This is a genomic window from Actinosynnema sp. NPDC023658, assembly GCF_040639995.1.
Lineage (GTDB): Bacteria > Actinomycetota > Actinomycetes > Mycobacteriales > Pseudonocardiaceae > Actinosynnema.
This window is the reverse complement of record NZ_JBFAAX010000004.1, coordinates 19,425-43,765: the sequence shown is the minus strand read 5'-3', so window position 1 is coordinate 43,765 and position 24,341 is coordinate 19,425. Positions and strand designations below refer to the sequence as shown.

At 70.2% G+C, this 24,341-nt stretch carries 26 protein-coding genes and 1 tRNA gene; 8 read left to right on the top strand and 19 right to left on the bottom strand.

Going from position 1 to position 24,341, the window contains the following annotated elements:
- Positions 1–15: 15 nt before the first annotated feature.
- Both AB0G02_RS01370 and AB0G02_RS01365 read left to right on the top strand, forming a co-directional pair.
- Positions 16–396 carry a VOC family protein gene (locus AB0G02_RS01370; RefSeq protein WP_360787540.1) on the top strand — a complete coding sequence of 127 codons (381 nt, stop codon included), beginning with the start codon at positions 16–18 and terminating at the stop codon, positions 394–396.
- 510 nt (positions 397–906) lie between these two features.
- On the top strand, positions 907–2,010 hold the full coding sequence (locus AB0G02_RS01365) for an FAD-binding oxidoreductase (protein WP_360787537.1): 1,104 nt from the start codon (positions 907–909) through the stop codon (positions 2,008–2,010).
- Between the two features lie 337 nt (positions 2,011–2,347).
- Here the strand turns inward: AB0G02_RS01365 and AB0G02_RS01360 are convergent, their stop codons facing one another.
- From AB0G02_RS01360 to AB0G02_RS01320, 9 genes are all read right to left on the bottom strand, one after another.
- Positions 2,348–3,028 (bottom strand): alpha/beta hydrolase, encoded by a 681-nt coding sequence (locus AB0G02_RS01360; RefSeq protein ID WP_360787534.1) that lies wholly within the window; start codon positions 3,026–3,028, stop codon positions 2,348–2,350.
- A gap of 200 nt (positions 3,029–3,228) precedes the next feature.
- Entirely contained in the window at positions 3,229–3,657 is a 429-nt protein-coding gene (locus AB0G02_RS01355; RefSeq protein ID WP_360787531.1) for a helix-turn-helix transcriptional regulator, read from the bottom strand.
- The gene (gene dnaJ, locus AB0G02_RS01350; protein WP_360787528.1) at positions 3,654–4,823 is read right to left on the bottom strand and encodes a molecular chaperone DnaJ; all 1,170 of its coding nucleotides are present in this window, start codon (positions 4,821–4,823) and stop codon (positions 3,654–3,656) included. The genes AB0G02_RS01355 and dnaJ overlap by 4 nt, the downstream gene beginning before the upstream one ends.
- A 19-nt stretch (positions 4,824–4,842) precedes the next feature.
- The gene (grpE, locus tag AB0G02_RS01345; protein ID WP_360787525.1) at positions 4,843–5,577 is read right to left on the bottom strand and encodes a nucleotide exchange factor GrpE; all 735 of its coding nucleotides are present in this window, start codon (positions 5,575–5,577) and stop codon (positions 4,843–4,845) included.
- Positions 5,574–7,424: a molecular chaperone DnaK gene (gene dnaK, locus AB0G02_RS01340; protein WP_360787522.1), complete on the bottom strand. Its 1,851-nt coding sequence runs from the start codon at positions 7,422–7,424 to the stop codon at positions 5,574–5,576. Before dnaK ends, grpE begins: the two co-directional genes overlap by 4 nt.
- Before the next feature lie 238 nt (positions 7,425–7,662).
- A complete protein-coding gene (locus tag AB0G02_RS01335) occupies positions 7,663–8,448 on the bottom strand; it encodes a DUF4097 family beta strand repeat-containing protein (RefSeq protein ID WP_360787519.1) in 786 nt (261 codons plus the stop codon).
- Positions 8,449–8,761: 313 nt separating this feature from the next.
- Entirely contained in the window at positions 8,762–9,331 is a 570-nt protein-coding gene (locus AB0G02_RS01330) for a hypothetical protein (protein ID WP_360787516.1), read from the bottom strand.
- A gap of 23 nt (positions 9,332–9,354) precedes the next feature.
- Positions 9,355–9,888 (bottom strand): TetR family transcriptional regulator, encoded by a 534-nt coding sequence (locus tag AB0G02_RS01325; RefSeq protein WP_360787513.1) that lies wholly within the window; start codon positions 9,886–9,888, stop codon positions 9,355–9,357.
- Positions 9,875–10,207, bottom strand: a complete 333-nt coding sequence (locus tag AB0G02_RS01320) for a multidrug efflux SMR transporter (RefSeq protein WP_360787510.1) — start codon at positions 10,205–10,207, stop codon at positions 9,875–9,877. Before AB0G02_RS01320 ends, AB0G02_RS01325 begins: the two co-directional genes overlap by 14 nt.
- A gap of 139 nt (positions 10,208–10,346) precedes the next feature.
- On the opposite strand from AB0G02_RS01320, the gene AB0G02_RS01315 reads away from it, so the two are divergent.
- Complete coding sequence (locus AB0G02_RS01315) at positions 10,347–12,620, top strand: (Fe-S)-binding protein (protein WP_360787507.1); 2,274 nt, start codon at positions 10,347–10,349, stop codon at positions 12,618–12,620.
- A gap of 60 nt (positions 12,621–12,680) precedes the next feature.
- On the opposite strand, the gene AB0G02_RS01310 is transcribed toward AB0G02_RS01315, so the two are convergent.
- Both AB0G02_RS01310 and AB0G02_RS01305 read right to left on the bottom strand, forming a co-directional pair.
- Complete coding sequence (locus AB0G02_RS01310) at positions 12,681–13,064, bottom strand: phage holin family protein (protein WP_360787504.1); 384 nt, start codon at positions 13,062–13,064, stop codon at positions 12,681–12,683.
- 34 nt (positions 13,065–13,098) lie between these two features.
- Complete coding sequence (locus AB0G02_RS01305) at positions 13,099–14,400, bottom strand: hypothetical protein (protein ID WP_360787501.1); 1,302 nt, start codon at positions 14,398–14,400, stop codon at positions 13,099–13,101.
- Positions 14,401–14,533: 133 nt separating this feature from the next.
- Between AB0G02_RS01305 and AB0G02_RS01300 the strand changes: the two genes are divergently transcribed.
- A complete protein-coding gene (locus AB0G02_RS01300; RefSeq protein ID WP_360787498.1) occupies positions 14,534–15,523 on the top strand; it encodes a cation diffusion facilitator family transporter in 990 nt (329 codons plus the stop codon).
- On the opposite strand, the gene dcd is transcribed toward AB0G02_RS01300, so the two are convergent.
- A complete protein-coding gene (gene dcd / locus AB0G02_RS01295; RefSeq protein WP_360787495.1) occupies positions 15,520–16,104 on the bottom strand; it encodes a dCTP deaminase in 585 nt (194 codons plus the stop codon). The genes AB0G02_RS01300 and dcd overlap by 4 nt on opposite strands.
- A 69-nt stretch (positions 16,105–16,173) precedes the next feature.
- Here dcd and AB0G02_RS01290 point away from each other — a divergent pair.
- Positions 16,174–16,244: transfer RNA gene (locus AB0G02_RS01290), tRNA-Gly, on the top strand.
- Positions 16,245–16,339: 95 nt separating this feature from the next.
- Here the strand turns inward: AB0G02_RS01290 and AB0G02_RS01285 are convergent.
- The 6 genes from AB0G02_RS01285 to AB0G02_RS01260 are packed head-to-tail and all read right to left on the bottom strand — an operon-like array spanning position 16,340 to position 19,898.
- Entirely contained in the window at positions 16,340–17,515 is a 1,176-nt protein-coding gene (locus tag AB0G02_RS01285) for a tyrosine-type recombinase/integrase (protein WP_360787492.1), read from the bottom strand.
- Positions 17,515–17,745 (bottom strand): helix-turn-helix domain-containing protein, encoded by a 231-nt coding sequence (locus AB0G02_RS01280; RefSeq protein WP_360787489.1) that lies wholly within the window; start codon positions 17,743–17,745, stop codon positions 17,515–17,517. Before AB0G02_RS01280 ends, AB0G02_RS01285 begins: the two co-directional genes overlap by 1 nt.
- Complete coding sequence (locus tag AB0G02_RS01275) at positions 17,742–18,020, bottom strand: hypothetical protein (protein ID WP_360787486.1); 279 nt, start codon at positions 18,018–18,020, stop codon at positions 17,742–17,744. Before AB0G02_RS01275 ends, AB0G02_RS01280 begins: the two co-directional genes overlap by 4 nt.
- Positions 18,017–19,369, bottom strand: coding sequence for a replication initiator (locus AB0G02_RS01270; protein WP_360787483.1), 1,353 nt, complete (start codon positions 19,367–19,369; stop codon positions 18,017–18,019). Before AB0G02_RS01270 ends, AB0G02_RS01275 begins: the two co-directional genes overlap by 4 nt.
- Complete coding sequence (locus AB0G02_RS01265; RefSeq protein WP_360787480.1) at positions 19,369–19,557, bottom strand: hypothetical protein; 189 nt, start codon at positions 19,555–19,557, stop codon at positions 19,369–19,371. Before AB0G02_RS01265 ends, AB0G02_RS01270 begins: the two co-directional genes overlap by 1 nt.
- Positions 19,554–19,898, bottom strand: a complete 345-nt coding sequence (locus AB0G02_RS01260) for a hypothetical protein (RefSeq protein ID WP_360787477.1) — start codon at positions 19,896–19,898, stop codon at positions 19,554–19,556. Before AB0G02_RS01260 ends, AB0G02_RS01265 begins: the two co-directional genes overlap by 4 nt.
- Positions 19,899–20,267: 369 nt before the next feature.
- On the opposite strand from AB0G02_RS01260, the gene AB0G02_RS01255 reads away from it, so the two are divergent.
- Both AB0G02_RS01255 and AB0G02_RS01250 read left to right on the top strand, forming a co-directional pair.
- Positions 20,268–21,029 (top strand): GntR family transcriptional regulator, encoded by a 762-nt coding sequence (locus tag AB0G02_RS01255; protein WP_360787474.1) that lies wholly within the window; start codon positions 20,268–20,270, stop codon positions 21,027–21,029.
- Between the two features lie 1,251 nt (positions 21,030–22,280).
- Positions 22,281–22,691 carry a hypothetical protein gene (locus AB0G02_RS01250; RefSeq protein WP_360787471.1) on the top strand — a complete coding sequence of 137 codons (411 nt, stop codon included), beginning with the start codon at positions 22,281–22,283 and terminating at the stop codon, positions 22,689–22,691.
- A 25-nt stretch (positions 22,692–22,716) separates the two neighbouring features.
- On the opposite strand, the gene AB0G02_RS01245 is transcribed toward AB0G02_RS01250, so the two are convergent.
- On the bottom strand, positions 22,717–23,463 hold the full coding sequence (locus tag AB0G02_RS01245; protein ID WP_360787468.1) for a class I SAM-dependent methyltransferase: 747 nt from the start codon (positions 23,461–23,463) through the stop codon (positions 22,717–22,719).
- 551 nt (positions 23,464–24,014) lie between these two features.
- On the opposite strand from AB0G02_RS01245, the gene AB0G02_RS01240 reads away from it, so the two are divergent.
- Positions 24,015–24,254: a hypothetical protein gene (locus AB0G02_RS01240; protein ID WP_360787465.1), complete on the top strand. Its 240-nt coding sequence runs from the start codon at positions 24,015–24,017 to the stop codon at positions 24,252–24,254.
- The last annotated feature ends 87 nt before the right edge of the window (positions 24,255–24,341 follow it).

The window sequence follows — 24,341 nt, the reverse complement described above, 5'->3', positions numbered from 1 at the left end:
TAGAAGGATCTGCGCATGACCGCACTCGTGCACAACATCACCTTCGACTGCGCGGACGCCTTCGCCCTGGCCGGGTTCTGGAGCCAGGCGACCGGCAGGCCGCTCTCCGACGACGACCACCCGGGCGACCCCGAAGCCCTGGTCACGCTGCCCGAAGGGCCGTCACTGCTGTTCATCCAGGTGCCCGAGGGCAAGTCGGTGAAGAACCGGGTCCACCTCGACCTCCAGCCCGACACGACCCGTGACGTCGAGGTCGAGCGGCTGCTCGGCATCGGGGCCACGCTGGTGTCCGACATGCGCCGGCCCGACGGGACGGGGTGGGTCGTGCTGGCCGATCCCGAGGGCAACGAGTTCTGCGTTGAACGCAGCGCAGCCGAGCGGTCCGCGCAGGCCTGACACCCGTCACCCACACGTCGCAGCCGGTTGTCCACACCGGTGCGCGAGTTGTCCACAATCCGCAGGTCGGAATCCACAGGCCGCTGCGGCCCACGCACCGGTGGGGTTTGCCGGCCGCCACTGGGGTGAACCTCGGGGTCGGTGCCCCGCCGTCGACGTGGCGGTGGGGCCGATGGCCCGTCCCGCCGTGGTCGGATCCCGCACACCGGGCGTCCGGGAGTGGGCCGCGAGCGGCGAGTTGGGTATATGTGGAGGGGAATGTCCACCCGTTCGCCGGTACGGAGTGCGACCGTCCGTGACCGCACTGCACTCGAAGGTGGCATCAAGGAGTCGACCGGCCAGTCGGCGGGTTAGTGTCCCCTCGTCGGGGATGGAAGCTTGACGAGGACGTAGCGCCCTTGCTGGCGCCGCCAGAAACGTGGAGACTGCGCCCGGACCATGACTGCGAACGCCGTGTTGAGCCCGATCCCCAGCCCACCACACCGCGAACCTCCTCCTGGTGTCACCGCTATGGTGCGGATGATCCGGGAGAGCTTCGCGGTGGTGGAGCCGCGCCAGGACGAAGTCGCGAAGTTCTTCTACGGCATGCTCTTCAGCCTCGCGCCGGCGACTCGTGAGATGTTCCCCGTGAACATGGAGGTCCAGCGCAGCCGCCTGCTGCGCGCCCTGGTCCACGTCGTGCAGATGGTGGACAGACCCGACGACCTGATCCCGTTCCTGCGCCAGCTCGGGCGCGACCACCGCAAGTTCGGCGTGATCAACGTGCACTACGAGTCCGTCGGCACGGCGCTGCTGGCGGCGGTGAAGAAGTTCGCCGGGCCCGCGTGGACGCCGAAGGTCGAGATGGCCTGGGCCGAGGCGTACACGATCATGGCCCGCGCCATGCAGGAGGCGGCCGCGGCCGACGACGGCCCGGCCTACTGGCACGCCACCGTGCTCGACCACCAGCGGGTGAGCTGGGACCTGGCAGTCGTGCGGCTGCAGCCCGACCACCCGGTCGGCTACCGCGCCGGCCAGTACGTCAGCGTCGAAACGCCCCAGCGCGCACGGCTGTGGCGGTACTACTCGCCCGCCAACGCGCCGCGCGACGACGGCATCATCGAGTTCCACATCCGCTCCGTCGAGGGCGGGTGGGTCAGCCGATCGGTGGTCGGGCACACCCAGCCGGGTGACGTGTGGCGGATCGGTCCGCCGATGGGCCGGCTCAGCGTCGACCGCAACTCCGGCCGGGACGTGCTGATGGTCGCCGGCGGGACCGGCGTCGCGCCGATGCACGCGATCATCGACGAGATGGCGCAGTGGGGCGAGAACCCGCGCGTGCACCTGTTCATGGGCGGGCGGACCCGTGAGGACCTGTACGACCTGGACAACCTCCAGCGGTTCGCCATGACCAACCCCTGGCTGACGGTCGTGCCCGTGCTGGAGTCCGACCCCGGTGCGCGCGGCGTCGAACAGGGCACGCTGGCCGACGTGGTCACGCGGTACGGGGCGTGGCAGGACCGGGACGTGCTGGTGTGCGGCTCGCCGTCCATGATCCGGGCGACCGTGTCCCGGATGCTGGTCGCCGGCACCCCGCTGGACCGGATCAAGTACGACCCGTTCACGCTGGACTGAGCACCTCTCCGAAACTTTTGCACGTTCTGGGCCGGACGTGCGGTGCGCCGGCCGGGTGCGGTCCGGCGCCGGAGCGCGACGCGCCGGCGGAGTGCGATGCGCCAGCGGAGTGCGGTTCCGCGGCGGAGTGCGGTGCGCCAGCCGGGTGCGGTTCGGCGGCGGAGCGCGGTGCGCCTGCGCGGTGCGGTTCGCGGCGCGAGGACGAGTCCCATGTCGGCTGCGGTCCGGCGGCGCGAGGGCGAGTCCGGTGGCGGACGTGGTTCGGTCGCGGTCCGGCCGGGCCGAGGTGGAGTCGGCGGGAGGCCCGTAGCGGCCCCGGCATCACTGGGTCGGGTGATTACGGCCGGCCGGGCCAGGCGGCGCCCAGGATGGCCGCCAGGGTGTCCGGGCGGCTGGTCTGCGGGCAGTGGCCGCCGTCCACCTCGATCGCCTCGACCCCGAGCCGGTCGCGCGCGGCCCGGCGCATCCAGGACGGGCGCAGCGTGCGGTCTTCGCGGGGCAGGACGTAGGTCGACGGCAGGTCCGGCAGGTCGTGCACCTCGCGGTACGTCGCGGCGGGGTAGAACAGGCGCAGGGTCCGCAGGCCCGCACGGACGCCCGCCAAGTCGCAGTCGTGGAACAGGAAGTACGAGGCGACGACCGGGTCCGCGGTGGGCGGCTCGGTGAGGGAGCGCCACTCGGGGTCGAACATCTCACCGCCGGTGTCGGCGGCCAGCTCGTCGGCCAGGGACACCGGGCCGGGGACCATCGCCGCGACCCAGACCAGGTGGGACGCGCCGAGCGCGCGGGCGATGGCGGGCATCAGCAGGCCCGCGCCGGAGTGGCCCACCAGGATCGGGGCCAGGGCGTCGCCCGCCTGGGCTCGGGCGATCGCGGCGTAGTCGACGGCTCTCAGCTCGGGCCGGTCGGTGGGCAGGTCCACGGCCGCGGTCTGGTGGCCGCGGCGGCGGAGCAGGTCCTCGACCGGGCGCCAGGCGGCCGGCGACTGGGTGGTGCCGTGCACGAAGACGTAGTCCACGTCGTCCAGTCTGGCGCGGGTTCGGCGTTCCGGTCCGGCGCGGGGTTCGGCGTCGCGGGTTTCCTCATGTGCAACCGAGGATCGGGAACAGCGTTTCCGTACATATCCGGGCGATGATCACCCTATCGGGCGACCAAGCCGAGAGCCGGAGCCGAAGAACCGCACGGCCGGGGGTCGAGCCGGGAGCCGGTCAGAGCCGGTCAGCGCTGCGAGTTCGGCTTCCACACGACCAGGGCCGTCTCGTGGCGCACCGGCACCAGGTCGCGCCGGTACGACGCGTGCACCGACGCGGCGGCGTGCTCGGCCGCGGCCATGGCGTTGGCGAGCTGTTCGCCCAGCTCCTGCACCTTGGCGCGCAGCGCGCCGACCTCGTTCTCCAGCTCGATGATGCGCTTGATGCCGGCGAGGTTGACGCCCTCCTCCTGCGAGAGCCGCTGCACCTCCCGGAGCAGCACGATGTCGCGCATCGAGTACCGCCGCCCGCCGCCGGACGTGCGGCCCGGCGACACCAGGCCCAACCGGTCGTAGGCGCGGAGGGTCTGGGCGTGCAGACCCGACAGCTGCGCCGCCACGGAGATGACGAAGAACGGGGTGTCCTCGTCGGTGCCGGGCGGGAACGGGAAGCTCACACCGACCTCTTCTCCAACAGGGCGTTGAGCTCCGCGCGCGGGTCGTGCTTCGCCGTCGCCGACGCGTAGTCCTCCAACGCCTCCCGGGCTGCGGCGTCCATGTTGTTCGGCACGGCCACGTTGAGCGTGATGAGCAGGTCACCGAGCTGGCCGTCGCGCTTGGCGATGCCCTTGCCCTTGGCCCGCAGCACCCGTCCGCTGGCCGTGCCGGCGGGCACCTTCAACGTCACCTTGCCCTCGAGCGTCGGCACGGTCAACGTCGTGCCCAGCGCCAGCTCCGGGAACGTCACCGGAACGGACACGGTCAGGTCGTTGCCGGACCGGCCGAAGATCGGGTGCGGGTTGACGTGCACGCGCACGAACAGGTCGCCGGCGGGGCCGTTGTTGCGCCCCGGCTCACCCTGGCCGGCCAGCCTGATCCGCTGGCCGTCGTCCACGCCGGCCGGGATGCGGATGGTCAGCGTGCGGGTCTTGGTGCTGACGCCGTCGCCGCCGCACTCGGGGCACGGGTCGTCCACGATCCGGCCGGTGCCGCGGCAGTCCGCGCACGGCTCGGAGAACGCGAACGCGCCCTGGCTGCGGGTCACCAGGCCGGCGCCGCCGCAGTTCGTGCACGTCCGCGGCGACGTGCCGGGACGCGCGCCGGAACCCGCGCACGTGCCGCAGGTCGACGGGCTGGACAGGCGCATGGGCACGGTCGCGCCCTTGACGGCCTCGGTGAAGTCGATGCGGACGTCGGTCTCGACGTCCTCGCCGCGGCGGGGTCTGGTCGCGGACGTGGACGTGCCACCCCTGCGGTTGAACAGCCCGCCGAGCAGGTCACCGAGCCCGCCCATGCCGCCGGCCTGCGCGTTCTGCCGGTTGAACAGGTCACCGACGTCGAACCCGCCGCCACCGGTGCCGAACCCGCCGGGGAACCCGCCGCCTCCGGAGAAGAGGCGGCGGGCCTCGTCGTACTGCTTGCGCTTCGCCGTGTCCGAGAGGATGCCGTACGCCTCGGACACCGCCTTGAACCGCGCCTCGGCCTGGGCGTCACCGGGGTTGGCGTCGGGGTGGAGCTCCCGCGCCAACTTCCGGTACGCCTTCTTGATCTCGTCGGCCGAGGCGTCGGAGGTGACGCCCAGCTCGCGGTAGAAGTCCTTCTCGATCCAGTCGCGAGCGCTCACGGACGCCGCCCCCTCTCAGTCAGTCCTGCTGCTCTTCCACCGGTTCGGCACGCTCGTCGGCCGTCGGTGCGGCGGCCGGCTCGTGGTCGGTCACCGCGACCAGCGCGGGCCGCAGCACGCGCTCGCCGAAGCGGTAACCGCGACGCAGCACGGCGGTGACGGTCGGCCCGCTGACGTCCGGGGACGTGCCGTGCTGGACGGCCTCGTGGACCGAGGGGTCGAACTCCTCGCCCTCGTGGCCGAACGGTTCGAGGCCGGTGCCGTGCAGCGCGCTGACCAGCTTGTCGGCCACCGCCTTGAACGCGCCGGTGAGGTCACCGTGCGCGCCGGCCCGCTCGATGTCGTCGAGCACGGCGAGCAGCTCGCCCGCCACCTGCGCCTTGGCCGTGGTGATCACCAGTTCCCGGTCGCGCTCGACGCGCTTGCGGTAGTTGGCGTACTCGGCCGTCAGCCGCTGCAGGTCGGCGGTCCGCTCGTCCAGCTGCGCCTTGAGCTCGACGGACGGGTCGACGGACACGGCCTCCGGCTCGTCGGGGGCGGCGTGCTTGCCGCCGACCTCCGAGCCGGCGTCCGATCCGACCTGCGACTCGACCGACTCGACCTGCGACTCGACCGGGGCGTCGGTCGGGGTGTCGACCTGGTCCTCGACCGGCGTGCCCTCGTCCGAGGGCGTCGGCCGCACCTGTCCCGTCTCCGGGTCGATGCGCCTGCGATCGCGCACGACCACCTGGGGCTGTTCCTCGGGCTGGGTCACTTCTTCTCGTCCTCGTCGACGATCTCCGCGTCCACCACGTCGTCGGCCTTCGGCGCGTCACCGGTGGGCGCACCACCCGTGGCGCCCGCGGCGTCGGCCGTGGGGGCGTTGGCGTACAGGGACTGGCCGATGGCCTGGGACTCGGTGGCCAGCTTCTCCACCGCGGTGCGGATCTTGGCGATGTCCTCGCCCTTGAGCGCCTCGGTGGTCTCCGCGATGGCCGCGTCGACCTTCTCCTTGACCTCGGCCGGGATCTTGTCCTCGTTCTCCTTGAGGACCTTCTCCGTCTGGTAGACCAGCGTCTCGGCCTGGTTGCGGACCTCGGCCTCGTCGCGGCGGCGCTTGTCCTCCTCGGCGTGAGCCTCGGCGTCCTTGATCATCCGCTCGATGTCGTCCTTCGGCAGCGCGGAGCCGCCGGTGATCGTCATCCGCTGCTCCTTGCCCGTGCCCATGTCCTTCGCGGACACGTGCACGATGCCGTTGGCGTCGATGTCGAAGGTGACCTCGATCTGCGGGACGCCGCGCGGCGCGGGCGGCAGGCCGGTCAGCTCGAACATGCCGAGCTTCTTGTTGTCCCGGGCGAACTCGCGCTCACCCTGGAAGACCTGGATCTGCACGGACGGCTGGTTGTCGTCGGCGGTGGTGAAGATCTCCGAGCGCTTGGTCGGGATCGTCGTGTTGCGCTCGATGAGCTTGGTCATCACGCCGCCCTTGGTCTCGATGCCCAGGGACAGCGGGGTGACGTCGAGCAGCAGGACGTCCTTGACCTCGCCCTTCAGCACACCGGCCTGCAGGGCCGCGCCGACCGCGACGACCTCGTCCGGGTTCACGCCCTTGTTCGGCTCACGGCCGCCGGTCAGCTCCTTGACGAGCTCGGCCACCGCGGGCATGCGGGTGGAGCCGCCGACCAGCACCACGTGGTCGATGTCGCCGACGCTGATGCCGGCGTCCTTGATCACGTTGTTGAACGGCGCGCGGGTGCGCTCCAGCAGGTCGTTGGTGATGCGCTGGAACTCGGCGCGCGACAGCGTCTCGTCCATGAACAGCGGGTTCTTGTCCGAGTCCACGGTGATGTAGGGCAGGTTGATGGAGGCGTTGTTCGAGCTGGACAGCTCGATCTTGGCCTTCTCGGCGGCCTCGCGGATGCGCTGCAACGCCATCTTGTCCTTGGTCAGGTCGATGCCGTTGGTCTGCTTGAACCGCTCGACCAGCCAGTCCACGATCCGCTGGTCCCAGTCGTCGCCGCCGAGGTGGTTGTCGCCGGAGGTCGCCTTGACCTCGACCACGCCCTCGGCCAGCTCCAGCAGCGAGACGTCGAACGTGCCGCCACCGAGGTCGAAGACCAGGATGGTCTGCTCCTTGTCGCCCTTGTCGAGGCCGTAGGCCAGGGCGGCGGAGGTGGGCTCGTTGACGATGCGCAGCACGTTGAGGCCCGCGATCTGGCCGGCCTCCTTGGTGGCCTGGCGCTGGGCGTCCTCGAAGTAGGCGGGGACGGTGATGACCGCGTCGGTGATCTCCTCGCCCAGGTAGGCCTCGGCGTCGCGCTTGAGCTTCATCAGCACGCGCGCGCTGATCTCCTGCGGCGTGTACTTCTTGCCGTCGACGTCGTCGGTCCGCCAGTCCGTGCCGATGTGGCGCTTGACGGACCGGATCGTCCGGTCGACGTTGGTCACCGCCTGGTTCTTGGCGGGCTGACCGGTGAGCACCTCGCCGTTCTTGGCGAAGGCCACGATGGACGGGGTGGTGCGCGACCCCTCGGAGTTGGCGATGACCGTCGGCTCGCCACCCTCGAGAACCGCGACGACGGAGTTGGTCGTCCCCAGGTCGATGCCGACCGCTCGCGCCATTGGAATTCCTCCTGGTAGTGCGTCTGTGAGAGCCCCGCGTTGAGCGGTACCGGCTCAAGTTTAACCGGCCCGGACGGACTTGAGTCCACCCGGCTCAATCTTCCTGCCTGTCCAACGGACGGGACCGCTCCGGTGTTCCCGCCACGGGGTGATCCGGGACACTTCCGGGTGACGGCGAAGGCCCCGGCCAGGCGACACGAGGTGTCGCTGACCGGGGCCGACGCGCGAGGGGGTGGTGCTAGGCGGGGCGCACCGTCACGTCACCGCTGCCGGAGCGCAGGACCAGCTCGGCGGTGGCGCTCGGGTCGCTCTTGACCTTGATGTCCTTGTCGCCGCTGCCCGCGTCCACGTCGACCTTGTACGCGCCCTCCGGCACGGCGACGGTCAGGCTGCCGCTACCCGCGTCGGCGTGCACCGAGTTCACGGCGGCAATCTTCACGTCCACGTCGCCGGAGTCGCTGTCGATGGTCACCGCGCCGCGCATGTCCGACAGCCTCGTGCCGCCGGAGCCGACCCGGCCGGTGAAGTCGCCGCCGACGCCGACCACCTCCAGGTCGCCCGAGCTGTTGTCGACGCGGACCGCGCCGGAGACGTCCCGGACCACCGCGTCGCCGGAGCCGACCTCGATGTCGACGCTCGCCAGGCCTTCGAGGCGGACGTCGCCGGAGCTGTTCTCGCCGGTGATCCGCACGTCCTTGGACGGAACGGTGACCTCGTAGTTGACCGTGCAGCGGTTGCCGCAGCCGTCCAGCACGAGGGTGCTGCCCTCCATGCGGTGCGACACCCCGCCGGGCTTGTCGGAGTCCTTCGGGTACTGGACGCGCCGCCGGACCTCGGTCTCGGTGGCGTCGGACCGGCTGCGGACGATGACGTTGCCCGAGCCGTTCTGGAGCCGGACCTCGGTCACCTGGTCGGTCACGGAGTGCTTGTCGTCGAAGCCGTTCTCCACGAGCCGCACGCACGACGTGAGCGCCAGCGCCGCGGCCACCGCCACGCCCGCCACCACCGCGATCCGCTTAACCACCGCTGCCCCCTCGTCACGTCAAGGTCTTCGACGTCCAAGTTAGGGGTACTCGGCCCACCACCCCACCAGGAAGGCCCCCGAGCCGATACGGGGGCTGGCCCTACCCCTCCGGTCAGCGATCGGTCAGGGGCGCGTGCGCGCCGAGCGTTCAACTCGGGTGTCCTGGACGTAGGACTCTCGCGTTCTGAACGTAGGACTCTCGCGTTCCGAACGTAGGACTCTCGCGTTCCGAACGTAGGACTCTCGCGTTCCGAACGTAGGACTCTCGCGTTCTGAACGTAGGACACGCGCGGTCCGGAGGGAGGACACGCGGTCAGGCGAGGGATTCGACGACGGCGCGCAGGGCCGGGGCGGAGCGGGCCGGGTCGACCAGGAAGCGCTGCGAGGCGATCACGTGGGTCGGCGTCATCCGCTCCCACACCACGCCCTGCACCGGCACCTCGGTGATCACCAGCCGGAACGGCCGCACGTACCGGCCGAGCCTGCCCTCGACGCCGCGCACGACCTCACCGATCGGCAGCGCGCCCCGGGACGTGACGTACCGCTGGTCGTACTCGTCCGCCGCCGCGCCCAGCGCCAGCACCGCCGCCCGCAGCGCGGGTCGGACCTGCAACGAGGGCCCGGCCGGGTCGTCCGGTGCGCCGCCGGGCAGCTCGGCGCGGGCGTAGTCGAGCACGTCGGCCCACCAGCCGAGCCACTCCTCGGCCGCACCGGCCCGGTCGACCCCCGGCGGCACCACGACCGGCACCGACGGGTCGAGCCCGGGCAGCTCCGGCACGGTCTCGACGGAGAGCGCCAGGGTGTCGCGGATGAACAGCGCGGTGTTGACCGTCTGATTCGTCCCGTGCGACACCTGCCACGACTCACGACCGGCGAACCTCATGCCGACAGTGTCCCGCGCGAAGGTCATCGACCGAGCATCAGAAGGGACACGACCGGCTCCAAATCCTGCGCCATTGGGGGGAAATCCGCGATCAACGCCTGGATCAGGAGCCCGTCGAGGCCCGCGAGCAGCGCCCGCAGCGCCACCGGGTCCCCCGAACCGGCGACCTCGGTCATCAGCGAGATCCACCGCCGGGCCGCCGGGCGCAGCTCCGGCCGGCGTGCCGCCAGCAGGTAGAGCTCGTACTCCGCGAGCGTGCGACCCCGGTGGGCGCCGGCGGCGTCCGCGATGAACCGGGCCACCGCCGCCGGCGTCAGGGGCACCTCGCGGAAGCTCGACGCCATATGGTCGGCCGACCAGGTGAGCGTCGCGATGAGCAGCTCGTCCAGGGTCGCGTAGTAGTAGGTGGTCGACGTCGTCGGCACGCCCGCCTCCCGCGCCACGGACCGGTGGCTCACCCCGGCCACGCCGTCCCGTTCGACGACCCGCAGCGTCGCCTCCAGGATTTCCCGCCGACGCCGGTCGCCGCGGGCCCGGCGGCCGTCAGGCGGCGGCACCGCTGCCCACCTCGATGGCCACCACGCCCGCGATCACGAGCAGCAACCCGACCACCATCGTGGCGTTCAACGGTTCCTCGAACACCACCACGCCGATGCCCGCGACCGCGGCGACGCCGAAGGCGGACCAGATCGCGTACGCCACGCCGATCGGCATGCCCAGGTGCAGGACCCTGCTCAACGCGCCGAACGCGACCACGTACCCGACGATGACCACGACGGAGGGGATCGGCTTGCTGAAGCCCTCGGACAACTTGAGGGACACGGTCGCGGTGATCTCACCGATGATCGCCACGGCCAGGGTGAGGTACACAAGCACGGTCAGCCCCCAACAAGTTGAACGTCTGTTCCACTAGTCTACCGGCGGTATGCGATCGACCACGTCCAAGTGGTTACCGGCGAGTAATCGGGCGTAGGCTGCCCAGCCAGGAGAACGGACGAGAAAGGCCGCCACCACAATGGGAGCCCTCCAGCTCACCCTCGGCGCCATCGGCGTCGCCGTCAGCGTGTTCGCCTGGGGTCTGTTCGTCGCCGGTGTCCTGCGGATGATCAGGATCATCCGCCTCGGCCAGCCGGACGCGACCCGCAACGGGCCGTTCGGACCCCGCCTGCGCACGCTGGTCGTGGAGTTCGTCGCGCACACCAGGATGGCCAAGTTCCGCAAGGTCGCGCCCTGGCACTGGATGGTGATGTGGGGCTTCCTCATCGGCTCCGCGGTGCTGTTCGAGGCCTACGGCGAGGTCTTCTACCCCGGCTTCCACTGGCCCGTCATCGGCACCTGGTCGCTGTGGGCGCTGCTGGTCGAGCTGCTCGGCATCGGCACCGTGGTCGGCGGCGTCGCGCTGGCGGTCATCCGCCAGCTCAACCACCCGCGCCGCGCCGACCGGCTGTCCCGGTTCGCGGGCTCCAGCTTCAAGGCCGCGTACTTCGTCGAAGCGGTCGTGATCATCGAGGGCCTGGGCATCCTCGGCGTGAAGGCGTTCAAGCAGGCCTCCGGACTGGAGGACCCGCCGCTGTGGTCGTCGTTCGTGACCGCGCCGCTGTCGAACATCCTGCCCGCGAGCCCCAACTGGGTCTCGATCATGGCGATCACCAAGCTGCTGTCCGGCATGATCTGGCTGATCGTGGTGGCGAAGAACCTCACCATGGGCGTGGCCTGGCACCGGTTCAGCGCGTTCTTCAACATCTACTTCAAGCGCGAGGACGACGGCGGCGTCGCGCTCGGCGCGTTGAAGCCGATGATGAGCGGCGGCCAGGTGCTCGACCTGGAGGAGGCCGACCCCGACAAGGACGTGTTCGGCGTCGGCAAGGTCGAGGACTTCTCCTGGAAGGGCTGGCTGGACTTCAGCACCTGCACCGAGTGCGGTCGCTGCCAGTCCCAGTGCCCGGCGTGGAACACCGGCAAGCCGCTGTCGCCGAAGCTCGTCATCACGCAGCTGCGCGACCACGCCTTCGCCAAGGCCCCGTACCTGCTCGCCGGCGGCAGCAAGGACATGGCCGGTGACGAGGTCGGCCTGACCGAGGACAAGTACGAGGACTACAAGAAGCGCCTGGAGTCCATCGACGTGCTGGCGATGGCCGAGTCCGAGCGCCCGCTCATCGGCGGCGCGGACGAGCTGGGCGTCATCGACCCCGAGGTGCTGTGGTCGTGCACCACGTGCGGCGCGTGCGTCGAGCAGTGCCCGGTGGACATCGAGCACGTCGACCACATCGTCGACATGCGCCGCTACCAGGTGCTGATCGAGTCGAACTTCCCGTCCGAGCTGGGCGGCATGTTCAAGAACCTGGAGAACAAGGGCAACCCGTGGGGCCAGAACGCCAAGGACCGCCTGGCGTGGACCGAGGGCCTGGACTTCGAGGTGCCGGTGTTCGACGGCGAGCTGGGCGACGCCGAGTACCTGTTCTGGGTCGGCTGCGCGGGCGCGTTCGAGGACCGGGCGAAGAAGACCACGCGGGCGGTGGCCGAGCTGCTGCACACCGCGGGCGTCAAGTACACCGTGCTCGGGCCGGAGGAGACCTGCACCGGCGACCCGGCGCGGCGGGCGGGCAACGAGTTCCTGTTCCAGATGCTGGCTCAGCAGAACGTCGAGGTGCTCAACACCGTCTTCGACGGCCGTGAGCCGGGTCAGCGCAAGATCGTCGTGACGTGCGCGCACTGCTTCAACACCCTGGCCAACGAGTACCCGCAGGTCGGCGGCCAGTTCGAGGTCGTGCACCACACGCAGCTGCTCAACCGGCTGGTGCGCGAGCGCAGGCTGGTGCCGGTGGCGGAGGTCGCGGAGGACGTCACCTACCACGACCCGTGCTACCTGGGCCGGCACAACAAGGTCTACGAGGCGCCGCGCGAGCTGGTCGGCGCGTCGGGCGCGACGCTGCGCGAGATGCCCCGCCACGAGGAGCGGTCCATGTGCTGCGGCGCCGGCGGCGCTCGCATGTGGATGGAGGAGCGGATCGGCAAGCGCATCAACCTCGACCGCGTGGACGAGGCGCTGGGCACCGCGCCGTCGAAGATCGCCACGGGCTGCCCGTTCTGCCGCGTGATGCTGACCGACGGCGTGACGGCGCGGCAGAACGAGGGCGCGGCGGGTTCGCACGTCGAGGTGGTGGACGTGGCGCAGCTGCTGCTGACGTCCGTGCGCCGGGGTCTGGACCGCGAGCGCCAGGACGTGCCGACGGACGAGTCGCCCACCGGCACCGCCCTGCCGGACGAGGACAAGGCCTCTTCCGGCTGAGTCCGCTGTGGACGGCGAACGCCCCTCGGTCCTCATCGGACCGGGGGGCGTTCCGCAGGGTCAGTCGCGATCCGCGACGCGGTCGTAGGCCAGGTTCAGCAGCCAGCTCGCGAGGGCGACGATGATCGCGCCCCAGAACGCGGGCCAGAAGCCGGTGACGTCGAACGGCAGGCCCAGCTCGCCCGCCAGCCAGCCCGTGAGCCAGAACAGCAGGGCGTTCACCACCAGGCCGATCAAGCCCAGCGTGACCAGGTAGAACAGGCAGCCGAAGAACTTCACCAGCGGCTTGACGACCGCGTTCACCAGACCGAAGAGCAGGGCGACGCCGATCAGCGTCCCGATCTTCGCGGGGGTCGACGCGCCCGCGTCCAGGTCGATGCCCGGGATGAGCGTCGCGACCCAGACCGCCACCGCCGTCAGCAGTACGTGCACCAAAATGCCCATGCCGCAGGCTAGCGGTGGCGGTCGGCCGAACGGGTCAGGCGCGACGACGCCCGCGTGCCGCCAAGAAGGCCAACGCGCCGCCGCCGAGCAGCAGCAGCCCGATCGCCAGGAACGACCACGGCGACGCGCCCGTGCTCGCCAACCCGCTGGAGCCACCGCCCACCTGGACGACGGCAGCGGTCGTGGTGGTGGTCGAGGTGGGCGCCGCGGTCGTCGTGGGGTCCGTCGGCGCGGTCGGGGACGTGGTCGGGGACTCCCCGGTCGTGTACTCCAGCGACACGCGCGCGTGGTTGTCCGCGAAGTTCGTCTCCCGGTGCCCGAGCGCCGAGACCGGCCGGACGAGCAGGTGGAACTCGGTGAACCCGGCGTCGTCCAACCGGTAGGTCAGGCGGACGTCGGCGGTCGCGCCCACCGCGATCGGCTCCTTGAGGCGGAACTCCTGGCCGGGCGTCACGACCTCGACCCCGCCGCCCGCCTCGACGAACTCCGGCGTCGACCCGAACACCACCATGTCCGGGTTGTCCGGGGCCTCGCCCTTGTTGGTCACCGGCACCACCAGCGTGACGACGTCACCCAGCCGGTAGGCGTCCTTCGCGGGCTCCAGCCGGGCCGCGCCCGCGACGAAGTCGGCGTCCAGGTAGGTGTAGCGGACGTCCACGCGGGTCGTCTCGCCCGGTCGGACGACGATCGACTTCCGCCGCGTCGCCGGGTCGACGTCGTACTCGGTCGACGACGGCGCCAGCTTCCGCTCCGGCACGGCGTCGGCCACGACCGACACGTCCGAGCCGACCGGCACGTCCCGGAACTCGTACTCGCCGTTCACGCCGCGCGTCGCGGGCGCCACGTCCCGCTCCTCGCCGTTCTTCTCCAGCACCAGCCGCACGGTCGGGGCACCGGGCACGTCCGGCTCGTTCCCCTGCCGGACGCCGTCGCGGTCGAGGTCCTGGAACGACCAGCCGCGCACCGTGCCGCCGAGGAAGCCGAAGTCGAACGTGCCGCCGCCGCGGACGGGGTTGACCGTGGACGGCGTGGTCGCCTTGTAGCTGTCGGCGTTGCGGTTCCAGATCGCGAGCGGCACGTCCGGCAGCCCGTCGGCCCGGTACCGGCCGTTCGCGTCGGTGCCGTACTCACCGACGAACGCCTTGGTCGTGGCGTCGTAGACCTCGATGCCGCGGCCGTTGGCCAGCGGCGGCTCGCCCTCGTCCACCACGCCGTCGGCGTCGCGGTCGAACCACACCAGGCCGGTGAGCGACACCGTGTCGGCCTGCGCGTTCGCCGGGACTGCGGTCAGCAGCACCGCGCCGACGGCCGCGACCGCGGCAGCGCGGCTGGTCACGCTTCGCACGTGAAGATCCCCCCAAAGATCGAATCCTTCACCTGCTCGTCGGATCCCGAGGGGCGATCGTTTCGAGAGCTGCGTCACACCACGTGCCGCGCGGATCTTGCCTCAGGGGCCTAACGTTCCAGTCATGCCCGAAGAGTCCGCGAAGCACGGCGGCGGGGAGAGCACGCTGACCGTCCTGCTCGCCCTGGCGGTGAACCTCGCGATCGCGGTGATGAAGGCGATCGCCGGCGTGATCACCGGGTCGGCGGCGATGATGGCGGAGGCGGCCCACTCGGTCGCGGACACGCTCACCGAGGCCCTGCTGCTGACGGCGCTGCGCCAGTCGAGCCGGCCCGCGGACCGCAGGCACCCGTTCGGCTACGGCAAGGACCGGTACTTCTGGTCGCTGCTCGCCGCCGTGTCGATCTTCGTGTCCGGCGCGGTGTTCGCGTTGTACGAGGGCATCCGGACCGTGTTCGGCGAACCGGTGGAGCAGACCAGCCCCGTCGTCGGGTACGTGGTGCTGGCCATCGCGTTCGGGCTGGAGTCGGTGTCGTGGACCCAGGCGATGCGGCAGGTGCGGCGGGGTGCGCGGGCCGAGGACCGGTCGATGCTCGCGTTCCTGCGGATGTCGGACGACCCGACGGTGAAGACGGTGTTCCTGGAGGACTCGGCCGCGCTGGTCGGGCTGGTGCTGGCGTTCGGCGGGCTGGGGCTGCACCACCTGACCGGCCAGTCGGTGTGGGACGGCGTGGCGTCGTTGGCGATCGGCGTGCTGCTCGCGTTCGCCGCGTACACGCTGGCGTCGACCAACCGGGGGCTGCTGATCGGCAGGCAGGCCGACCCGGTGCTGGTGCGCGCGGTGTGGGCGGACCTGAAGGCCGTGCCCGAGGTCGAGCAGGTGGTGGACCTGCTGACGATGGCCGTCGGCACGGACCGCGTGCTGGTGTGCGCGCGGCTCGACTTCGACGACTCGCTCGGCGCGGCCGACCTGGAGCGGGCGTGCGTGCGGATCGACGCCGAGCTGCGGGCCGCGCACCCCGAGCTGGACGAGGTGTTCCTGGAGCCGGTGCCGCGCAACGACCCGGAGCTGCGGTCGCGCGTGCTGGCCAGGTACGGCGACCTGCGGCTCTAGCGCTTGGTCGTGTCCGTGCGGTGGAAGTTGAGGTACGCCCGCGACGGCGTCGGGCCCCGCTGGCCCTGGTAGCGCGACCCCGCCTGGGCCGAGCCGTACGGGTGCTCGGCCGAGCTGCTGAGCCGGAACAGGCACAGCTGGCCGATCTTCATGCCCGGCCAGAGCGTGATGGGCAGGTTGGCGACGTTCGACAGCTCCAGCGTGATGTGGCCGGAGAAGCCGGGGTCGATGAAACCCGCCGTCGAGTGCGTGAGCAGGCCGAGGCGACCGAGGGACGACTTGCCCTCCAGCCGGCCCGCCAGGTCGTCCGGGAGGGTGACCAGCTCGAACGTCGAGCCGAGCACGAACTCGCCGGGGTGCAGCACGAACGGCTCGTCGTCGACCGGCTCGACCAGCGACGTGAGGTCGTCCTGCTGCATCGCGGGGTCGATGTGCGTGTACCGGGTGTTGTTGAAGACGCGGAAGAACCGGTCCAACCGGACGTCGATGCTGGACGGCTGCACCATGACGTCGTCGAACGGCTCCAGCACCAACCGGCCGGACTCGACCTCTTTCCGCAGATCGCGGTCACTGAGCAGCACGGGCACAGCCTAGGTGACGGCACTCGACCACCCGGCGGCCGGCTATGTGTATGATCGGGCACGCAACACGCGGGTGTAGTTCATTGGTAGAACGACAGCTTCCCAAGCTGTAGAGGCGGGTTCGATTCCCGTCACCCGCTCAGACAGACGAAGGCCCAGGTCAGCGCCGGTTTTCCGGATGACCTGGGCCTTCGTCGTTTCGGATCTACAGCGTCACCGTGCTGTCCACGTGCGGTTAGTCGCCTGGGACCAGGACGCCAGCCGAGCCGTCATCCTCGTCACCTCCGCCGCCCCGCTCCCGCTCGACCAGGCCGCTCAAGGCCGCCGCGATCTCCCGAGACGCTTCCGTAGTCGCGTGCTGGTAGATCAACGCTGCCCGAGGACTGTCGTGTCCCATCCGCGCCATCAGGTCTCTCGTGCTGGCCTTGGTGCGAGCTGCGAGCGTGTTCCCTGTGTGCCGGAGGTCGTGGAAGTGCAGGTGAGGCACGCCGATGTCAGCGACCACCTTCTTCCAGCCGGTACGCGGGTTGAAGTCACCCCGTCGCAGCGGGTTGCCACGCTGACCGGTGAACACCCAGGCGTCAGGAGCCGAGGCGGTGAACTCGTCCAGGTGAGCGAGCAGGTCAGCCCTGATAGCCTCCGGGATCGCGACGGACCGCAGGCCAGCCCGTGACTTGGGCGGACCGTAGACCAGGCCGCGACCGGGCAGCTCCACGAACGCTCCGGCAACGCGAACAGCACTCGCGTCCGGCGCGATGTCCATCCGCCGGAGAGCTGTGATCTCGCCCCACCGGAGCGTGGCGAACGCCGCCAGGAGTACGAAGGCCCGGTAGCGCCGATCAGCCATCCGCGACGCCAGGTCGAACACCTGGGCCACGGTCAGCACCGGCCGTTCGTCCGGGTTCTCCGAGCCAGCGCCGCGCACCTGGCACGGGTTGCGAGGGATGATCCGGTCTTCGTTCGCCGCCGTCATCAGCACAGCCCGCAGCAACCGGTACGCCTTGGCGGTCATCGACTCCGAGACGCCCGCAGCGAGCAGCCGTGCCCGCCACTGCCTGATCATGGGCGTGTCGAGCTGGCCGAGCTGGACCGCGCCGAGGTGCGGTGTGACGTACTTGGTCAACAGCCACTCGTACAGGTGAATCGTGCGGGGACGCAGGCCGGGCCGCTCCGCGATCCAGCGTTCCGCGTACTCCTGGAGGGACACCTTGGCCCGGTTGGGGTTCATCCACTCCTGGCGCATGATCACGCTCTCCACCTGGACCAGCCACCGGTCTGCGTCCCGCTCGGTCGCGAAGGTGTCAGGCGCGTTGTGCCGCTGGCCGTCAGGCCCGAGGTAGCTCGCCTGGAAGCGCCCCGAGGGCAGCTTGCGAACCCAGCCGAACCGGCGGCGACCGTTCTTGCGCGCCATCAGCCAGCCCTCCGCAGGTCGCGCAGGACCGAGTCAGCCGTGATCGGCTCGACCTTGCCCGCCTGGACGAACGCCTCCAGGTCCACACGCTTGAACCGCACGTGCCGACCGAGCTTGTAGAACGTGATGCGCCGATCCGCGATCAGCCGCCGGACGAACCGGACGGACGTGTTCAGGTAGGCCGCCGCTTCCGGCACCGAGTAGTGCTCGCCGCTGGTCGTCTGCTTCACCACACACCGCCTTCGCGGGGGAGGTTGTCCCACCAGGTCTTGAGGTCGGCACGGGAGCTGAGCCAGTAGCCGCCGACCTGGGTGCCGGGGATGGTGCCGTTGGCCAGGTACTCGGTGGTGACGCCGATGCTCAGGTCGAGCAGGAAGGCCACCTCGGTCAGCGTGAACAGGGACGCACGCGGGTCGATGTCGACCTCTGGCCCGTCGTACGGGTCGCCGTCGGAGGGCAGGTCGAACGGGTTGTTCGGGCCGGGAACGGGGTCGAAGGGGTTCATGCTGCGGGCTCCTCCCCGACGCGACGAGACAGCTTGCGGGACGCGATGGCTCCGGCCAGTTCGCGTTCGGCGTCGGTGCGGTAGCCGACTCCGGTCATGGCCCAGTCGTTGACCACGAGCACGGTCGAGCTGTCGGTGACGCCGAGGCGGTCGAGCTGTTCGGCGTACCGGTGCTCGGCGCGTGCCGTGCGGAGGGTGGTGAAGGTGACGGAGTAGCGGCGGGACTTGGTGAGGAAGTGGCCCCGGAAGCCGAGCATGTGCGCCCACTTGCGCAGGTTCAGCCCGGCGAACTCCGGCAGCCCGCCCAGCCGCCAGGCCGTTGAGATCATGGCCTTGTGGTGCTCGGACACGTCCAGGCCCGCGATCGACTCCTCACGCTTGATGCGGGAGTCGACGCCGGAGGTGGCTCCGGTGCCCTTGGTGGCGTACTTGGCGATGTAGCCGGCCACCTGCCGATCCCGCACCGCCGCGTCCGGATCACCCGACTCGTACGCGGCGATGGGCTCCGCGTCGACCTGCTCACCCCACGTCAGGGTGTGCTGGCCTACGGCGTCGCTGTCCTTGGTGGTGACGTGCACGGAGGAAGCCGCGGAACGCACCACCGCGCACAGCAGTTCGGGCGTCACGGCGAGTGGCGCTGGTGAGTCGGGACCGTCCGGGCCGTCCACCCGGATGACGGCGTGGAAGTGGACCAGGCCGCGCCGCTGGTACTCGGCGACCTTGGCGTACGAGACGCGCAGGTGATCGCGCAGCTCGCCGCGTCGGATGCCGAGTGCGTCGGCCAGGTGGCGGGCGGTGGTGATGGTGAAGCGCCGCCACAGCTCCGAGGCGTGCGCCTGCCACAGCACCGCCCCGACGTAGTCGTAGGTGGCCGGGTCGAGCGGGGTTCCGAGTCGGGTGTCGGCGTCGTGGTGGTACTCCCCGCAGCCGCAGCGCCGGGCCTTGCCGGAGCGGGTGCGGGGCTGGTTGTGGACCTTGCCGAACGAGGGCGGGGTCAGCGTGGCGAACACCCGCACATGCCCCGACACCGACTCCGGGACACCCTTGCCACCGGTCAGGCCGCAGCGCACGAGGTGGAAGGTGTCGGAGGCGTAGCGGGCCGAGCAGGGCTCGCACACGGCCTCACGCCGGTTGCCGCACGGCACGAACAGCGAGCCCTCGAACCCGTCCAGCACCACCCCGGCCGTGGTGTCCTCCATGCGGGTGGAGCCGACCAGGCGGACCGGGCGGGCGCAGCCGTGCACCGACTCCACCCGACGCCGCCACGACCGGTAACCGTTGGAGCGCAACAGGTTCGTCAACCGCTCGTCCTCGGTGGACAAACGCGACACCAGAGCGGCAGTGACCATCAGGCGGCCACCCCCGACACCCGACCGTGCCGCGCCGACCACGCCAACGACTCGGCGCGCTCGACCTCAGCCGTGCCCGACTCGTCCAGCACGCCGATCACGCCGCGCCCCCGGCAGACACCACACCGCCCGCGCCACTCCACCAGGCCGGACCCGCCGCACCAACAGGTCTGCTCGGTGACCGTCATCGCGACCCCCGAGCCGACAGCCGCGTGCACAGGCACACCAACGACGCACCGACCACGCCGGTCAGCGAGCCGTCCGTGTCGATCTCCACACAGGTGCCCCAGCAGTCCGGGCACGTGCCCTCCGGGGCCTTCCCCGCCGGGGGCCTGCTCAACGGGCGGTTGAGCGTCCACGGGATCACCCGCGCCCGGTGGCAGTCGACCTCCTCCACCACCTCACCCGCACGCACCAACCGGTCCCACTGCGACGCGGTGAACCCCATGTGTTCGACCACCAACGCGATGAACTCCGGCAGGTCGTCGAACCGCGACGCGCACAACGCCACACCCGTCAACGGGTTCACGTCCCAAAAGTGGAACTCCCGACCCTCACTATCAGTCCGAGAACGCCGCCCACCAGCCAAAACAGCCGTCATGTCCAACCCTTTCGAGGCATTGGACTCCACGTGGCGATTGGTTGCGAGGTACTACGCGCGGTACGCTCAGTGAGCGCATGGCCGTCCAGCTTTGCGCGTAGGCCTCACGGGTAGCCGCCCGTTGAGTCCTTGTCGGCCCGGTTGGGGTAGCCGCCCCGGCCGGGCCGTTCTGCTTACGGGATCACACCGTCTGACACCTATCATAATAGGTACAACAGCCAAGCTGTCGCAGTAGGCTGATCGGGTGAAGCTAACCTAGTAGGTATGACAGGCAGCTACTGAGAGGAGGCCGACCAGGTGACACGCTGGACCGGAACTCCTGCCTACGCGCAGATCGCGAACGACTACCGCACCAAGATCATTGAGGGTGCGCTGCCCGAGGGCTCCAAACTGCCATCCGAGTCTGAGTTGATGAACGAGTACGGCGTCTCTCGGATCGTGGCCCGACAAGCCATCGGCGTACTGCGCAACGAAGGCTTGATCATCAGCCACACCGGCAAAGGCAGCTTCGTCAAGCCGCGACAGCAGATCGACCGGTTGGCCAGGAATCGCTACCGGAGGCGCAAGCTCACAGGCGAGTTCGCTGACGATGCACGGCGCGCGGGCGCAACGGCCAACATCGAGGCGAGTTCCGCACCGGCCCCGGCTTCGAACAACATCGCGGCCAGGCTCAAGATCGACGCGAGTACACCGGTGATGCGAACCGCGTACCGCTTCCTCGCGAACGGCCGTCCCATCCAGGTGTCCACGTCGTACGAGCCGCTGACGTTGACAGAGGGCACCGACATCGAGCGTCCCGAGGAAGGCCCGCTAGCCGGTCTGGGAGTCATAGGCCGTATGGACAGCATCGGCGTCCGCGTGACCGAGGCCATCGAGTCGGTGACAACCCGCGCTCCGTTGCCGTGGGAAGTCGAGGCCCTGGACATCCCGCCAGGTGTCCACGTGCTCAGCATCGAGCGGACGTTCCTCGCTGATGATCTACCGGTCGAGACGTGCGACATCGTCGTGCCCGGTGATCGCTACGGCCTGACCTACCGGATCCCCGTCGTTGACGAGTGATCACGGCTCCGTGCCTGCTCAGGTCCACTGGTGAGGATTTTCTCTACTGGTTCAAGGCGGCCCCTGGCGGGGCCGCTCGGCCGCGCTCTGTCCTCTCCGCTCGCCAGGTCCTTTTCGGCCCCGTCCTTGTGTCGCTCGGGCAAGCGGGCGGGGCCCGGCCTTCGGCCACCCACCCGCGCCCGGCGACGGGAGGCAGGGCCGGGACCGGGCGAGCGGGACAGCGGCCGACCGACCCCGCCAGCGTCCGCAAAACCGAAAGATCATGTCCTCGCCGGACGGGCAGGCCAGCAGGATGACCGGAGGACACCGGCAACTCGTGAACCAGCGGGGACCGGGTTTCGTGTCATCCCGCCGACCTCCACGAGGGCAACCACACGCGTCAAGGGGGCAGACCCAGCCCAACCACCCCGTGTGGACGGAAAGTGCCCCCTTGACACGCGCGGTTGGGACAAGCCAGGTCGGCGGGATGACACGAAGCCCCTCACTTAGGTGAGCAAATCGGTGGTCAACCACCGTAAGCAAGCACCTGAGTGGACAAGAGCACGCGCACCCTGTCAGCGGAGCGTAGTTACAACTCCACCCGCGAGGCGGCTTGCCGGTGCGATAGCACAGACAGCAAGCTAGCCGCGTTGATCGAGCTCGCGTCGCTCCCTTCCACAGTCACGACGCGAGCTTCACTCCCAACAACGCACAGGAGCACTACCAGCATGTATCAACAAGAACTGGCGACGGTAGCCGCCTTTGGTGTGACATGGGCGCTTGCCACTGTCAGCATGCTCGCAGCAGTCGCGGTGCTGTCCCCCCACCCTTGGCAACGAAAGGCGGCTTTGGGCGTCCTCGTGCTACTCCTACGGGGACGCCCCTAAGCCCCTCCCGCATCAACACTCAGGGCGAGGCGCACCATGCTGGTCACGATTATGACCGGTTGATCGGGTGCCCGAGCTGACAAGAGGTCAGCAGGAAGTCAGCGAACCGGCCGACACGAGTCCCTACGTAGCGGCACGGGACAGAACGAACCGCGAGTTCAGCGACTCTGATCGAGACCTACTGACCTGGGATAGCAGCGTTCGGGACGAAGAGGTCGCAGGTTCAAATCCTGTCACCCCGACCAGGTCAGGCCGGGTCTGTCGCGAGACGGACTCGGCCTGATTTGTGTTCCGGGGCAGTCCGAGGCGTCATCGTCGGGTGCTTGGGGAGTAACGCGGTTCTCCTACCGGCCGACTGGGCAGGCGAGGGACTTCGGGAGGAACCGTGAAGATCCGATCAGCCGCCACGTTCGTCGTCGCTGCCGCACTGGTTGTCGGTTGCACCCCGAACACCAGCAGTGCGCCCGAGGTGAACCGGAGTCAGGGCACGACAACCGAGGTCGTGGCGCCCACGATGGCCACGACGACCACCATCTCGCCGACGCCGGCCGTCACGGCTCCGGTGACGGCCGGGACGTGCACCGTGCCGGACGTCGTCGGCATGGTGCACCAGCACGCCCAGGACACCATGCAGGCGGCCGGGTTATTCAACCTGCGCGAGGAGGACGCCACCGGGCAGGGCAGGGTGCTCGTGCTCGACCGCAACTGGACGACCACGGCGCAGAGCGTGGCCGCCGGTCAGGTGGTGGACTGCACGACCGAGATCCTGTTGTCGGCCAAGAAGATCGGCGAGTAGGCCCACCCGACCGCGGACTGCGGGGTCAGGTCAGGCGGGCCTTCCAGATCTCCTCGCTCGGCCACTGGTGCGCCCACGCGGAGGACACCTCGGCGTACTCGCGGTGGGCCGGGGCGGGTGCTTGGACTTCGATCAGGTCCTCCACGGTGAAGCCGGCGGAGCGGAGGAGGCGCAGCGTTTCGCCGTGCGGCAGGGTGAACTCGGTGGACGTGCCGTAGTCGACGCGGCGGAGGCCGAACTGGGGGCGTTGCAGGGTCGTGGACGCGGTCGTGGCGTCGCGGGCGCACAGGGCGAACAGCGGTGAGCGGCTCAGGAAGACCAGGTGGCCGCCCGGTCGGAGCAGGCGGGCGGCTTCGGGGATCCAGCGGTGCGGGTCGCACCACAGGGACGCGCCGTACTCGCTGATCGCCAGGTCGAACGTGCCGTCCTCGCGGGGGACCTGTTCGGCGTCGCCCAGCAGCAGCGGGAAGTCGAGGTCGAACTCGACCTGCATCTCGCGGGCGGTGGCGAGCTGGCGTTCGGAGATGTCGATGCCGACGGGGCGCGCGCCGAGCCGGGCGAGCCAGGCCGAGACGTAGGCGGTGCCGCAGCCGAGTTCGATGACGTCCAGCCCGGACACGTCGGGCGGCAGGACGCCGAGCTGCGACTCGGGCGTCGCCCACAGGCCCCAGCAGGGTTCGGTCCGCGCCCAGTGCTCGCGGGCGAGCGGGCCGTGCGCGGCGGCGGCGCTGTCCTCCCAGTGGCGGCGGTTGAGCTCGGTGTGGTCGATCATGCGCCCCATTGCAGTGGTGCGTCGGCCGGCGGGCCAGTGGTTTTCGGCCGACCGCGCGGCCGGTCGCTCCGACCGGCCGCGCGGCCCGGCGTGACATAACGTTCGGGGGCAGCGCCGCGAGGCGTCGGAGGAGCTCGCCGACCTCGTTCCAGTCGAGCTTGGCGGACTCGCCGGGCGGGGTGTGGATGCAGACGTTGCCCTCGTCGGTGAGCGACACCTCGAGCGTCCGCCGGCGACCGAGGGCGTCCACGCACCCGACGCGACCGCCCTGCCGAACCGTGTTCTCGATCATCGGTCAAGCCTCCCCTATGCCAGCTCCACCATCCGTGCAATTCGTGATTCGTTCGGACGAACGAGGACGTTACGAACTACTCCTCGCTGTTGCTTAATTCCCGAGCACGGGCCCCACTCGAACAATAGTCACGTTCCGTTAACCCGATCGAGTGATCGTTGAGGATTCAAGTCACTGCGCGTAACGAGCGGGGGAGCCCGTGCGACGACGAGTAGACGCCTCCGAACCGGCGCCCGCCACCGCCAGCAGGGAGAACCCCATGACCACCACCACCCCCGTCAAGAGCTGGGTCCCCGTCGTCGCGTGGACCCAGGTCGCGCTCGGCTTAGCCGGCCTGCTGGCGGTCGTGACCTCGCCCGCGGCGGCCGTCGTCGTCGGGACCGCGGCCGGGTTGATCGCCCTGGCCGGTCGCGCCCTGGTCCGCGCGTCGCGCGCGGTGGACCGGATCATGGCCGAGGAACTGGACGACCGGGACGGTCGGGCGCGGCCGTCCCGCTAGTCCCGCCGGCCGGGCCGGTCGACGCCGCACCCGGTCGGACCGCGCACCGGCAGGTCACCCTCCGTCGCGTCCGGCGCCGAGGCCGTC